General features: G+C 38.8%; 9 protein-coding genes. 1 reads left to right on the top strand and 8 read right to left on the bottom strand.

All coding sequences use genetic code 11. The features are described 5' to 3' along the window. Positions 1-26: 26 nt before the first annotated feature. The 8 genes from WA338_RS00455 to WA338_RS00490 all read right to left on the bottom strand — a co-directional run bounded on the left by WA338_RS00455 (position 27) and on the right by WA338_RS00490 (position 12,914). Positions 27-1,970 (bottom strand): M1 family metallopeptidase, encoded by a 1,944-nt coding sequence (locus WA338_RS00455; RefSeq protein WP_272987226.1) that lies wholly within the window; start codon positions 1,968-1,970, stop codon positions 27-29. A 139-nt stretch (positions 1,971-2,109) separates the two neighbouring features. Beyond that, entirely contained in the window at positions 2,110-3,384 is a 1,275-nt protein-coding gene (locus tag WA338_RS00460) for a DUF3570 domain-containing protein (RefSeq protein ID WP_009778401.1), read from the bottom strand. Between the two features lie 12 nt (positions 3,385-3,396). Further along, on the bottom strand, positions 3,397-3,609 hold the full coding sequence (locus tag WA338_RS00465; RefSeq protein WP_009778402.1) for a DUF4266 domain-containing protein: 213 nt from the start codon (positions 3,607-3,609) through the stop codon (positions 3,397-3,399). Beyond that, on the bottom strand, positions 3,606-4,595 hold the full coding sequence (locus tag WA338_RS00470; RefSeq protein WP_009778403.1) for an FAD:protein FMN transferase: 990 nt from the start codon (positions 4,593-4,595) through the stop codon (positions 3,606-3,608). Before WA338_RS00470 ends, WA338_RS00465 begins: the two co-directional genes overlap by 4 nt. Further along, positions 4,595-5,038 (bottom strand): thioredoxin family protein, encoded by a 444-nt coding sequence (locus WA338_RS00475; RefSeq protein ID WP_009778404.1) that lies wholly within the window; start codon positions 5,036-5,038, stop codon positions 4,595-4,597. Before WA338_RS00475 ends, WA338_RS00470 begins: the two co-directional genes overlap by 1 nt. 103 nt (positions 5,039-5,141) lie before the next feature. Then, positions 5,142-7,844, bottom strand: a complete 2,703-nt coding sequence (locus tag WA338_RS00480; RefSeq protein ID WP_272987224.1) for a PD-(D/E)XK nuclease family protein — start codon at positions 7,842-7,844, stop codon at positions 5,142-5,144. Positions 7,845-7,925: 81 nt separating this feature from the next. After that, positions 7,926-9,311 (bottom strand): OmpA family protein, encoded by a 1,386-nt coding sequence (locus tag WA338_RS00485; RefSeq protein ID WP_272987223.1) that lies wholly within the window; start codon positions 9,309-9,311, stop codon positions 7,926-7,928. A 459-nt stretch (positions 9,312-9,770) separates the two neighbouring features. Next, entirely contained in the window at positions 9,771-12,914 is a 3,144-nt protein-coding gene (locus tag WA338_RS00490; protein ID WP_009778407.1) for a UvrD-helicase domain-containing protein, read from the bottom strand. A 236-nt stretch (positions 12,915-13,150) separates the two neighbouring features. Between WA338_RS00490 and WA338_RS00495 the strand changes: the two genes are divergently transcribed. Beyond that, entirely contained in the window at positions 13,151-13,759 is a 609-nt protein-coding gene (locus WA338_RS00495) for a superoxide dismutase (RefSeq protein WP_009778408.1), read from the top strand. Positions 13,760-13,947: the final 188 nt, after the last annotated feature.

The following is a 13,947-nucleotide window of genomic DNA, read 5'->3' on the forward strand; positions in this document are numbered from 1 at the left end:
CGGGGTTTTACTTTTAAAAGCTACACTTAGTTTTGGTATTGTGCTACCGGCCAGCTGTCGTTTGAGAAGTTGACATCTGGTAACATCTTGTTTGGATCAAGCGTTACTTTAGAGACTTGTTTATCAGTTTCTAAAAGATAGTTCCAGTCATTACCTCTTTGCCAGATCTCCACAGGAAGTTCTACCATTTGAGTAGTATCATCTGCAAAAGTAACTTGCATTTTTACCGGCATCGGGATATCACCGTTGTTTGAAAGGCTAATCACATAATTACCTTGATATTGACGCACGCTATTTACAGCTAAATCAATATTACCGGTTCCATAAAACCATCCTTTAAAGAACCAAGCCAGGTTTTCACCGGCAACATTTTCCATATGATTGAAGAAATCACGTGGTTGTGGATGCTTGTATGCCCAAGTTTTAATGTAAGATTTAAAGGCGTTGTCAAAGCGCTCCGGGCCTAAGATATATTCACGCAACATAAATAATCCTTGTGCAGGTTTTGCATAAGCGATCATTCCTAAGTTTCTTAAGTTAGTTACATCAGGATAGGTATCGATCCCTTCACGATTAGGATTTGTATACCAACCTATCGCATTTCGGGTTTGATTAAGGTTTGAAGGATATTCCCCGTTATTAAATTTGTTTGAGCTGTAGTGGTTGATGAACGTATTGAAACCTTCATCCATCCAAGCATAGCGACGCTCGTTTGTACCAACGATCATCGGGAACCAGTTGTGACCAAATTCGTGATCGGTTACCCCCCATAATCCGGCTCCTGTAGACTTCCAACTACAAAAACTAAGACCGGGATATTCCATTCCGCCTATGTCTGCAGCAACATTTACAGCTACAGGATAAGGATATTCAAACCACATCTCCGAGTTGTTTTCAATCGAATGTTTGGTGTATTCTGTAGAACGTGCCCAAGCGCCTTGACCGTCACTTTCAATAGGGTAAACTGATTGTGCTAAGGCTTTCTTTCCGCTAGGTAAGTCAATTTTTGCTGCATCCCAAATAAAGGCTTTAGAAGAAGCAAAAGCAACATCACGGGTGTTTTCCATTTTAAAATGCCAGGTAAGTGTACCGCTTTGTTTTGCTCTTAACGACATATCGTCTAGTTCGTCTGCTTTTACTAGCATCACCGTCTCGTCGCTGTTTTTAGCTTTTTCCATACGATCGCGAAGTGTTGCTGAAAGCACATCTCTTTCATTTTGCAAAGCGCCCGAAGCAACTACGACGTGATTGTAAGGTGCAGTGATTTTGAAATCATAATCTCCATAATCAAGATAGAATTCGCCGGCACCTAAATACGGCTCGATATTCCATCCTTCGATATCGTCAAGAACTGCCGCACGCGGAAACCATTGTGCCAGGGCATAGATGGTTCCGTTTTTGGTTTCCAGACGGCCCATACGGTCCATTCCTTTCACCGGAATTTTATAGGTAAAGTTCATAGAAACGGTCGCTTCACCACCATTTGCAGGAATGGGTTCGTCAAAAAAGACCTGCATACGCGTGTCTGTAATGATATGTTTTGATGAAGAACTACGTTTTACTTTAGCCTCCAAGTTGGTGATGGTATAACCGCCGTCTACATCACCATTGTAGCGATTACCGCTAATGGGCGTTGTTAATGTTCCGCGAGAATCTTCGGTAAAGCGATTTTGTTCTAAATGCATCCAGATAAAATCAAGCTCTTGTGGACTGTTGTTGGTATATTCTAACGTAAGTTTCCCGGTGATGGTGTGTGCCTGATCATCAAGAGTGGCTTCGATTTTATAATCGGTTTCGTTTTGCCAGTAATCTTCTCCCGGTTTTCCGGTTGCTGTACGAAACTCATTTCCGTTGTGATCTAAGAATTCGTTAAAAAGCGATTGATTGCTTTGCACTTCTTGTGCATTACTTGCTGCAATTCCGCCGAAAACAAGTGCGGCAAGAGCAAGTTTTTTTCTAAAAATGTTCATTAACTAAAAGGATTTACTAAAATTTTGAAATAGTATTGTTTCTGTTTTAAACCTAGGGTAGGGTGAACCCTGAAGATTATAATGGCTTAAAAGTAGAAGTTCTCTTCCTTTTTGCGAAAAATAAAGCTACAATAATGCCTTAGTCTTGAACAAATTTGAATCCTGCAGTAATGATATTTGAGCTTAAACCGGTGTTGCGTTTGTAGTTGTAGTACTTCAAGTCAATACTTTTGAGACCAAATTGAAAAATGTGGAATTTGGTAAAAATGTCTGTATAGTTCAGACCGAAGCCAAACTGATTGGCATTATACTTAGATAAATCATAGTCTGAAGTATAAAAAGCATCGGTAGAAAGATGCGTTTCATAAGCACCAAATTGATCTGCAGCCGTCTGATTGTAAAAACGATAAGACGGGTAAATCGTGAATTTATCACCCAATTTTATAGGAAGTTCAAGACTTGCAGTATGTGACGTGATGCCCCAATCATCAGTGTAGTAGCGATAGTAGGAGCGCAAGACAAATACAGAATTAATGTAGTAATTCAATCTTCCGCCGAGAGCAATTTTAAAACGTGTATCGGGAAGACGCTCTACATCATCTGCCAGCTGAAAGTCATCAAAGAAATAATCTTGTTTATCACTAAAATAAACACGCTGAAAAGGCGTAGATAATAGTCCGTTTTGTTGAACCAGATCCAGTGCTAAGGAGCCTTGAAGATTTTTTGAAAGAATCTGAGAAAAACCAAAACCTAGCGAATAGGAATTTCGTGATGTGTCATCAAACGGTGTAAACTGCGGATTGTAGCCCGCATCGCCATAAGCGGCGCCCGGTCTCAATTCTACAGGATAGATTGCCGTCCACGTATCTAGGTATACATTTCCCGTGATGCTTAATTCTGTGTTTTTTTCATTGAATAAACGCGTGTAGCTTCCACCGAAACCTATCGAGAAATAATCATATTCAGAAGAGACTGAAGCTTTTGCCGACCAGATCTGATTGCGATCATCAGAATTGTGTGTATACGAGCCGGTCAAATTGGCCCAAGTATCGCTTTGAGAAGCACCAGAAGACGCTTGAAATGCATTTCCCAAGTTTGCGCCGTCAAAAGGATTGATGTTTGAAGAAGAGGCAGAGGTGTATGCAGAAACTCCGGCATCAATCGTCAAAACATCATCATCGTTTAATGGAATCGCCACTACGATCGTTCCTGTGGCGTCTGTGAGCTCTTCGGTACCAATACCACCACTTACGGCGGCGTTGTTTCCATCTTGGCTGTAATAACTGCTAAGCAGGTCGACTTCGGTAGTTTCAAGAACACGTTTTTTATACGTGCTTTCTTGTTGCTCTTCCTGAGCAAAAAGAGCAACTGAAAACAGGGCAAAAAATAGTAAGAAGTAGTTGTTCTTCATCATCGCTTTATAGATTTAGTTACAACCGCAGCCTCCGCCCGTTTTTCCTCCGTTAGCACCAACAGCCGCCTCGCGATACGAGTGAAAGGTAGATACATTGCGATCTGCAGCTTTATCAGCAAGCGCCATATCAGGATCATTGATATTTACCTTTTCATATTCTTTTACAGCAACGCAGCTGGTAAAGGAACACGCTAAAATGAACAGCATACTCAGTTTTTTTATCATGGCTTCTCGATTTCTATATGGTCTGACTTGTGAATGTTTCCTTGATCATCAACGATGATGCATTCTATGCCAGGTAATTGATTAATTCTATTTAGGCCTACCTCTATTCCTATGACAAAAACCGAAGTAGCCAGCGCATCTGCCAGTTCTGCTTTAGGAGCAAAAACCGTTGCGCTAATTATTCCCGTTGCGGGGTAGCCGGTTCTTGGGTCAATTATATGCGCGTATCGTGTGCCGTTAAACGTCACGTATTTTTCATAGTCACCAGAGGTTACTACGGCGCTGTTGACGATAGGTAAAAGAGCAAAGACTTTATTTTTATCCAGCGGATTGGTGATCGCAACTTTCCATGGGTTGCCGTTGGTTTGTTTTCCCCAAGTGTTCATATCGCCTGAAGCGTTTATGATTCCTGCGGAAACACCTTTTTCGATCAAAAGCTGTTTGGCTTTGTCTGCTGCATAGCCTTTGCCAATGGCTCCAAAGCCAATTTTCATCCCTTCTTTTTTGAGAAAAACCGTGCTTGCTTCAGAATCTATGACAATGTTTTGAAAACCTACTTTCTCAACAGAATTGGTTATGGTTTGCGCATCGGGCATTGCGGTCATGCTTCCGTCAAACTTCCAGATTTTATCCATCGAAGCATAGCTGATATCAAAAGCGCCATCGGTTAGTTTTGAAATGGCAATAGCCCGCTGAATAAGCTCAATAAGTTCGCGGTCTACTTTTACTGGTTTTTTTCCTGCATTGGCATTAATTGCCGAAGTCTGTGAATTAGGGTCCCACGAAGAAATCAATTTTTCGATCCGGGTAATTTCGCCGACTGCCCAATCAATATAGGCTTCTCCTTGCGCTTCATTATCTGCTACAACTGTAATGTCAAAGCGACTGCCCATCAATTTGAGCGTTCGCTTGTACGGTTGTTGTGCCGCGTGTAAATTAAACGTGGTCACCAAGGCAAGGATAAAGAGTAGAGCAGGTTTGAGCATTATTTTACAAAGGCATTTAGTTTTTTGATATAAGCTTCTGGAGTTGTTTTTTCATAACCTGTGTTTCCTAAAACGTGGCCATTCTTGTCTAAAACAACCACAAATGGGAAGTAGCCGTTGGGATTATAGTGTTCCGCTAATGTATTATTGGCTTTTTGTTGGGCTTCGGGTAGTGCATTTTTCTTTTTCCGTGGAAAATCTGCTTGAAGCATCACATAATGCTTCTGAGCATAAGATTTAAAGGCGTCAGATTGCCAAATTTCCTTATCTAATTTAATACACGGCGCACACCAGTCTGAGCCTTGAAAGACCAGAATAATGGGTTTGTCTTGAGTGGTTGCGCGTTCTTTTGCAGTGCTCCAACTGGTCAACCAGTTTTGCGCGTGAAGCGTTTGTTGAGCAAATACTAATACAACAAGTGTAAAAACAATTTTTTTAAACATAATAACCTTTCATTTTAACCACTTTAAAAGTAGTGCTCGTTTTTTATAGATCTTGTAACTCGAGTTACATAGATATAAACGAAAAAAAAGGCTATTTAGTTTTTTAGACTTCCTTCTCAGTAAAAGGCGTATTGATGTCTAGAATCTCATTAATAAGTTTCAGAAGGTATTCTTCAAAGGTTTGCAGCAATTCTGAAGTTACTGCCGTGTCTTTGTCTTGGCTAAGCTTTAAAAAACCAGAATTCAAGTTTTTAAATGAAATTATACCCGCTTCACAAGCATTGGGAAGACCTTCACTTTTAGAAAGCATCAAGGCATAGCACAATACTTGAAATGCTTTAGACTGCTTTTTATAATCTGAAATGAGTGTTTCCCAGTCCTTTATTACCAGTTGGCCACGATCAACTTTACCGGTTTTATAATCGAGAATATGAGTGACTTTATTTTCAAGATCGAGGCGGTCAACAGTTCCTTTAAGCTTAATTTCTGAAGTAAGCTGAATTGCATATTTGGCTTCTAGAGCTTTGATGATAATCTCTTTACCTGATTTAACCGATTGAAGTTCAAGGTTGAGAAAATTCAGTACAAACTGCTTGGCAACATTAAATATGATTAGGTTTTTACCTGTTTTAATGTTGAGTGCATTGTAATGCAATTCAAATTGATGTTGTACTTCAGCGTTTACCTGTTTTAAAATTTGCTGAAGTATTTCTTCGGTTAAGATGGTGTTGAGGTAGGGTTTATACAGGTTTTCTAGCGATTCGTGCACCACCGTTCCTAAAGTGTTGTGCGCGATAACATCTTCTACTGCTTCCAGTTCTTCAACACCTAGAACATATTTATAATAAAAATCAATAGGGTTTCTAATGTAGGTGCTTAAAGCCGAAGGTGAAAATCCGGAAGCTGCGTGTTTTTTGATTGCTTCAATGATCTCAGGAGTCTTTTCAACTTGTTTTAAGGTGACCGGCTCAAGACTTACGGGCGCGCTAGCACTTTGTTCCTGATACTGATAACGAGCATTAGGATCTGTGGCGAGCTGTAATAAAAACCGGCTCTTTTCTCCGCTGTTGAGACCACCTGCTTCATTGTTATAAATGAGGTTCACCTTTTGAGCGCGCTGAAGAATTCTGAAAAAATGATAGGCATAAATAGCATCCTTTTCACGATAGGTAGGAAGCTTGGCTTCGATTTTTAGATCAAAAGGAATAAAGCTGTTTTGACTTTTTCCCGAGGGAAACGTGCCTTCATTAAGAGAAGTGATTATGATGTTTTTAAAATCGAGCACACGAGACTCTAAAACTCCCATAATCTGCAGTCCTTGATAGGGATCCCCTTTAAAGTCGAGTGTTTCCTGACTTAATAGTTCCTTATAAAACTGTTTAAGTGTGCGTAAGTCGTTGAGGTATGTATAGGTGTCGTTTAAGTTTTTTAAGCGTGTGAACAGTTCTAGAAATGCGTGTAAAAATTCAAGCTGAAGCCAGTTTTTTTGAGGAAACAGGATTTCCTTAATGGCTTGAATACTTTCTAAAATATACTCGAGTGCACTACTGCTAGAATTTTGCCAGGAAGAGAATAGGAGTTTGGCGTTATCAGAAGCATTGGAGTCAATAATAAATTGAGGTTCGAGGTAGATCAGATTTTTTTCGGTAATCGTTCTTTTTAAAATTTCGCGTTCTCCATCAAGTAATAGTATTGCATACTGTTGGTCTAACAATGACAATACATCTTTGTAATAATAACCCTGCCCTTGCTTGTTGATCTGTAGTTGAAACCAACTTTCAAAAAATGCTGCTTGAGCTACCTGTTCTAGGGGTAGCCCCATAGTGACGTTAAGGTGCTTTATTGAAGCGGGTAGCGAATTGAGCAAAGGCAAAAGCAAATGCTCATCTCCCAAAATTACAGCAGTCTCGTTAAGTTCAGCATTGGATAGATTTTCTAAGAGTTGGCCTACATACTTTACTTGCCCAACGTGTTGAGCGATTCCTGTTGCAGTAATGTTCTTTTCAACGTTAAAATTTGATTGCTCTACAGGAAAGGCAAAGTTTTTGTCGGCGGCAGCATTCCACTTTTTAAGATAGGTTTTGATAAATCTACTGGCGACGTGATTTTGATCTTCGAGAAAATAGGGATCGATGTCCCAGTATATTTTGGTATTCGGTCTTTCTAAAAAACGATCTATTATTTTTTGTTCTGCGGTGTTAAGCGCATTAAAACCACAAAAAAGAACATATTCTTCATTTTGGTCGAGATAGCGTTCAAGGTTTTCTACCGCTTTTCTGTAAAGCATACCTTGATACCCTAAGCCTAGACGTTCGAGGTGTTGTTTATAATGCTCATAATAGCTGCTGATCGATTTCCAAAAGATCAAATAATTAGAAATAAGTTGAGAATCCTGATCTGTAGACCAATGATTCAGTTCTTTTATAGCAGAGAGGTAATCAAAAAACGAATTGGTATCAATAAGATGGCGATCAATTTCATTAAAATCACCTAAAAGCGTTTGTCCCCAACCTAAGAAATTAAGGAAGGATTCTGGATTGTCACCTTCAAAGTGCGTTTGATAGGTGTGGTAAAGTTCAACCTGTAACTGCGTCTGAGATGCCGCTGTTAATCCTGAAATCTCTTCTACAAGTTCTTCAATACTAATAGTTTTGGGAAGAAAACAAGTAGTTTCTTGGAGTTGAAGCTTTAAACGCTGAAGAAAAAAATTACCCGCGCGTTTGGAGGGCAGTACCACTACAGTTTGTGTAAGGGGTAATTGAGATTTTAGAAGGTTATTTATTACTTCATCTATGAATGTAGTCATAGGTTAAAAATAAAAAACGCCCTGAATTATCAGGGCGTTTTCCATTTATATTATTTCAGATAAAATCTGAAAAGAAGTGTCTTACTCTAAAGTAAGTTTTACACGTCTGTTAAGTTGCATACCAGCAGCTGTAGTATTAGGAGCGATTGGCTGCTCTTCACCGTAAGCTTTGATAGATAACTGGCTTGCATTAACACCTTCTTTACTTGTTAAGTAATCTACAACAGATTGTGCTCTTCTTTCAGAAAGATCCATGTTGTATGCGTTGCTTGCGCGGCTATCAGCGTGACCTTCAACCTCAAAAGAAGCAGTAGGATATTCTTTAACGATACTAGCGATTCTAGCTAGAGTCTCGTAAGAACTTGTTCTAATAGTTGCTTTATCAGTATCAAATAAGATACGACCAGCTTCACCATTCAATACTTCTAATACAGAAGCATCAACTTCAGGACATCCATTGTTAGAAGCAGGACCAGCTACATTAGGACAGTCATCATCTTTATCTGCAACACCGTCACCATCAGCATCAGCGAAAGGACATCCGTTGTTAGAAGCAGGACCAGCCTCATTAGGACACTCGTCTTCAGAATCAATTACACCATCACCGTCTGCATCAGGGCAACCGTTAGTTGCAGCAGGACCAGCAACATCTGGACAAGCATCTTCGTTATCAGGGATTCCGTCACCGTCAGTATCAGGGCATCCGTTAAATTCTGGTAAACCAGCTACTTCAGGACAAGCATCTTCAGAATCAGGGATTCCGTCACCGTCAGTATCAGGACATCCGTTGAACTCAGGTAAACCTGGAGTTTCTGGACATTCGTCTTCGTCATCGTAGATTCCGTCACCGTCAGTATCAGTTCCTCCGAAAGCAAAACCAATTCCTACTACGTGTTGCATGTGTCTGGTGTAATAAGTACCAGGCATCATTGCGTGCTTGTAAGTAGATGATACATCAAGGTTGATGTTGTCGCTTAACCAAAATTTAATACCTACAGTACCGTTAAGGGTTCCGTGACTTGGCATATCACCAATGAACACGTAACCACCACCACCACCTAGGTAAGGGTCAAACCAACCGCCTTCTCCAAAAAGAGCGTCACGGAAGCTATAAGAGAACATACCATCAACAGAGTAGTATGCTAGATCATCAACAGGAAGGTCTCCCATTTGATCAATTTTGTTGATAGAACCTCTAACGCCAAATGCAAATCCAGCACCTACGTAGCGACCTACGTAAAGAGTAGAAACAGAAGGAAGGATATTCCAGTGATCTCTAACGTTGAAATATTCGTCAGGGAATCCTCCGGTTAAAGGTCTGTTATCTGGTGGATATACAGGATAGGTATCCACTGCATTAACCCCTATACTAATAGCCCAAGGGTTATTTTTGTCTTGTGCGTTTGCAGTACTCAGACCCACGAAGGTCAAAGCCGCAAACAGAAATAATTTAGTAAGATTTTTCATGTTAAGTAAGTAAAATTTAAGTGTTAATTGAAGCAAATGTAATTTGTTAAAATCTAGCAACAAAGCCAAATTTAATAAAAATCATCAGTGAAATTTAATATTGAGTCATTCTATACTTGATTTTGTTGCTTAATCTTTGTTAAATCACATTGTTTATTTTAATCAATTCACCGAAAACTAAAACTATTTAAATAAGTCTATTGCTCTTTTCGGTTTGGTTGTTTAACATTTACAGGGGTAAAAGTAGTTTGTTAATGCAAAGCCACAAAATGACAAGTGATAAAGTTTTATTAAACCTTTATTGAAAATAATACCTTGTTATAAGGTGTTGACATACAGCGTTTAATTTGTTTTTAAAGCTTTGTGATGTGGGTTAAACCCTAAGAATAAGTTGTTTAAATGTATTTTTAGACTTTGCTGATTATGAATATTTTAGGAATTTACACTATTTATAAAATGTTAAAGCAAAACAATAGGGTTTTGGTCATTTAGATAGATGAGTGCTTTTAAAATCACCTTATAGTTCATAGTTTCCAAAGTTGTTGCATACTGCTCAACTTGGTTTTTATGTGTGGCATTAGGAGTACCTGTTTTATAGTCGAGTAGCCAAACTGAATTGTTTTTGCCTATTTCAACGCGGTCAGGTCTTATTGTTTGTCCTTTACTGTTAATATCGCGCTCATTTAGAATAAGATGCTTGTGATTAAAAAAACCAATTTCTTCCAAAGCACTTATTAATGTTCTAAGTTGTGTGCTGAGTTGGTTTACGTCTTTTTGTTCGATCCAGCCTCGGGTAAGTGCTTTATTTACGGCGCTATCAATATCAGCGATGGTTTTTATGCCGGCCATGAGTTCGTGTATAATATTTCCCATAGAAAGCGCTTCTTGCCTAGAGTCGTCCCATAACGCTTCGGCCTGTGTAACAATGCTAAGGTCGTGATCTTCACGGGCAGTGCTTAGCAATCTCAGCGTTGAGGCTTCTTTGGATGCTGGCTTCGATCCTGATTTTCGCGTTGCGTCACCAAAACTATAAAAACGGGTTTCAGACTCATATAGGTTTTTGGAGCTCAAATACTGCACAAATAAATCTGCAAAGTTTTTGGGTTCCGCATTATCCTTGCCGGTTTTAGATATGATGTGTAATTGTTCAACACTACGCGTTAAAGCAACATACAATACATTAATAGTATCAAGCTGCTGCTGTATGCGTTTGTGATGATAAAGCATAGCAGTTTGTTCGTTATACTCCGTCAACTCAGCTTTTTGTCCTAATAAAAGCGCTTCAAAGCCCTGATAATTATCGCTTTCAGGGAGATACCAATTGTAAGTATCGGTGTGATTGGAGTATAATTCGGTATGAGCAAACGGATAAATTACTACCGGAAACTCGAGCCCTTTGGCTTTATGAATGGTCATAATTTGAACCGCCTCTGAAGTTGGTGGTGTGCTTATACTCAACTTGTCTTGTTTGCGATTCCACCAGATGATAAGTTCTGGAATACCGCCTGAATTTTTTTGAGCAAAGTCAAAAATAGCATCTAAGAAAAACTGTAAATAGGCGCCTCCGTTTTTGTTAAGGTCAAAGCATCTTATGATATATTCTGCGGCTTCATAAATAGGCAATAACGCGCATTGTTCAAAATCAAAATTGTTGATTTGATGTGATAATTGCTGAAACAAGTTGGCACCGGTATACTTAAGATGTTCTTTGTAGAACTCGTGTGCATTTTCAACCTCCAGATAATTCTTAGCAAGATATTCTAAGATATTTAAGGTGATTGCAGAGGATTGAGGCTCAATGGTGTAATGCAGTAGATTTATGATAAACTGAACCTGCGGAGATTGTTTCAGTAATAAACTTTCACTAGAGATGACCGGAATATTTTCTTCTTGAAGGCGTTGCGCGATGGCTACACCTTCTGAATTTCTACGTACCAAGATACAGAGTTCGCCAAGCTCAAAGTTATTTGAAACACAGGTTTCAATGGTTTTTACGACCTCATCTAGATAAAGCGGAGTTAATTCATCTACCGTATTTCCTTCAATAAAATTAAGCGTGACTTGACCACCTATACGATGATTGATTTGTTGTGCGTTGCCTGATTTGTAAATGTTTTCATATTCCGCATAAGAAAAATCGCTTGAAACGTGCGTAAAAAACTCATTGTTGAAGTTTATTATTTGATCATAGCTGCGGTAATTCTGAGGGAGATCAATGGTTTTTTTATCCTCGTTCTGAAAAGGGTTAACCTCCGATTTTGATAAACGTATAAATTGTTCTGCTTCTCCACCTCGCCAACGGTAAATGGCTTGTTTGGGATCGCCTACCAGCATAACACTGTTAGAAACACTTTCGGTTTGACTCGTACTCACAGCATTATCAATAAGCGGCACCAGATTAGACCACTGAAGAACCGAGGTGTCTTGAAACTCGTCGATAAAATAATTCTCGTAGCGTTCCCCGAGACGCTCATAAATAAATGGCGTAGGTTGATTGGCTATATTTTTATGAATAAGCTCATTAAAATCGGAAATCAACACGAGGTTATTTTCAGATTTTATTTTTTCTACTTCTTGTTGAATGAGCTGAAGCAAGGAGAGCGGCGTGATTTTTTTGTACAACTCCTCGTTAAGTTTCAGTTTAAAAATCAAAGGTTTTATTGCATTAAACTGTGATGTAATTTCAGTAGAAAGCTTATCTAAAATTGCCTTGATGGGCTCTTTCTGACTTTTTGTGTACATCGGTTCTTGACCTAAATTCTGTACCCATTTCGTATTAAAATTCACATTAAAATCACCTTCAGCCATTTTATCAAGCGCTTTAGGTAAATATTTACGAGTGAAATGTGTGGCTTCTAATCCGTTTGACGCTATGAAGGTGATCAAGGCGGAAGCAGCTTCTTGAATTTCCTTTTCTAGATGTTTAGTTGATGTTTTTAGATAAGCTTTAAGTTGCTCAAAATCATCAAGTGACTTAGACTTGATGCGTTGCAGGTATTCCCGGTCATTTTCACTAAGTAGCAACTTGCTTATATCATAAAAGTCTCGGGAGATGTCCCAACTTTTATCGTTATCAATTTTCTCAAGAGCATAGTCAAGTAAAACGCGGGTTATGTTTTGATCTTTTCCGGCTTTATCGATAAGGCTGTCTACAGCTTGTTCTAATACATCTTGTGTGTTTAATTCAACTTCAAAGTTTTGCGGAATTTTGAGATCGTAAGCAAATGTGCGTATGATGCGATGTGTAAAATTGTCTATGGTCACCACATCAAATGAAGCATAATCTTGAACAATGTGTTTTAAAATGCGTTTTGCTTTATTCTGAATTTCGCTGCGCTCCAAACCGGTTTCTTCTTCAACTGCTGAGAGCATTGGGTTGTCTTGAGTAAAAATGGCATCACTAGAGAAATCCTGTAAATTCTTGATGATACGTGTTTTCATTTCGGCAACTGCCTTATTGGTAAATGTAATGGCAAGAATGCGTCTATACTTAAAATCATTACTGCTTTTAAAAAGAATGCTCAAGTAATTTTTGACAAGAGCAAATGTTTTTCCGGCACCTGCCGAAGCATTATAAACAGATATGGAGTGGTGATTTTGCATGCAGTCAAGTTACTAAATTACGCGATGTTGACTTCGGCAACTTTAATAAAGATATGTAGCAAATGCACTCAGACTTTTAGGTTTTGATGCTGTTTTGAGATTTTTGACGATACCCTGCTGAAAATGAACCGTCTTTGTGCAAACCTTAAGAGTATTATAACACAAGATACTTTAGATAAGCCGTGTTAAATAGTAACTTTGAGATTCAACTATTCTATTAACGAAAAAAATAAAATATGTCTTTTCAACTTCCAGAATTAAAATATGCTAAAGATGCATTAGAGCCTCATATCGATGCAAAAACTATGGAAATTCACCATGACAAACATCATGCGGGTTACACCAGCAAATTAAATGCTGCTATTGAAGGTACAGATCTTGAAGGTAAGACTATCGAGAATATTCTTATCAACCTTGATATGACTAACAAGGCAGTACGTAATAATGGTGGAGGTTTTTACAATCACAGTCTTTTTTGGGATGTGATGTCACCAGACGGTGGAGGAGAGCCAACCGGCGAACTAGCAGAAGCAATTAATGCTGCTTTTGGTTCTTTTGAAGCGTTTAAAGATAAATTTAGTAGCGCTGCAGGAACTCAGTTTGGTTCAGGTTGGGCTTGGTTATGTGTACACGAAGGTGGTAAAGTAGAAGTTTGCTCTACACCAAATCAAGATAACCCATTGATGCCTGAAGTAGGTTGTGGAGGAACTCCAATTTTAGGAATTGATGTTTGGGAGCACGCGTATTACTTAAAATATCAAAACCAGCGTCCAGCGTATATCGATGCATTCTTTAATGTGATCAACTGGCAAGAAGTTTCTAGCAGATATGCTCAGAATAAGTAAGAAGTTTTAAAACTGAATATAAAAGCTCGGCGTAAGTCGGGCTTTTTTTATGGGTACTAAAGGGTTTTAAATCCGAGTTTGTTTAAGCTTTAAAAGCAATCCGCAAAGCGGAATTTAAAGTTTTTTAGAACTGAAAGCAGTACGAAGTATTCTAAGCTTATAGCACAATTAAATTACATCAGGGCAAG

Source organism: Leeuwenhoekiella sp. CH_XMU1409-2, assembly GCF_037029365.1.
GTDB lineage: Bacteria > Bacteroidota > Bacteroidia > Flavobacteriales > Flavobacteriaceae > Leeuwenhoekiella > Leeuwenhoekiella blandensis.

Excerpts from the sequence above, each read along its gene's own strand:
- WA338_RS00455 (WP_272987226.1), bottom strand. The coding sequence starts at position 1,970 with ATGAACATTTTTAGAAAAAAACTTGCTCTTGCCGCACTTGTTTTCGGC.
- WA338_RS00460 (WP_009778401.1), bottom strand. The coding sequence starts at position 3,384 with ATGATGAAGAACAACTACTTCTTACTATTTTTTGCCCTGTTTTCAGTT.
- WA338_RS00465 (WP_009778402.1), bottom strand. The coding sequence starts at position 3,609 with ATGATAAAAAAACTGAGTATGCTGTTCATTTTAGCGTGTTCCTTTACC.
- WA338_RS00470 (WP_009778403.1), bottom strand. The coding sequence starts at position 4,595 with ATGCTCAAACCTGCTCTACTCTTTATCCTTGCCTTGGTGACCACGTTT.
- WA338_RS00475 (WP_009778404.1), bottom strand. The coding sequence starts at position 5,038 with ATGTTTAAAAAAATTGTTTTTACACTTGTTGTATTAGTATTTGCTCAA.
- WA338_RS00480 (WP_272987224.1), bottom strand. The coding sequence starts at position 7,844 with ATGACTACATTCATAGATGAAGTAATAAATAACCTTCTAAAATCTCAA.
- WA338_RS00485 (WP_272987223.1), bottom strand. The coding sequence starts at position 9,311 with ATGAAAAATCTTACTAAATTATTTCTGTTTGCGGCTTTGACCTTCGTG.
- WA338_RS00490 (WP_009778407.1), bottom strand. The coding sequence starts at position 12,914 with ATGCAAAATCACCACTCCATATCTGTTTATAATGCTTCGGCAGGTGCC.
- WA338_RS00495 (WP_009778408.1), top strand. The coding sequence starts at position 13,151 with ATGTCTTTTCAACTTCCAGAATTAAAATATGCTAAAGATGCATTAGAG.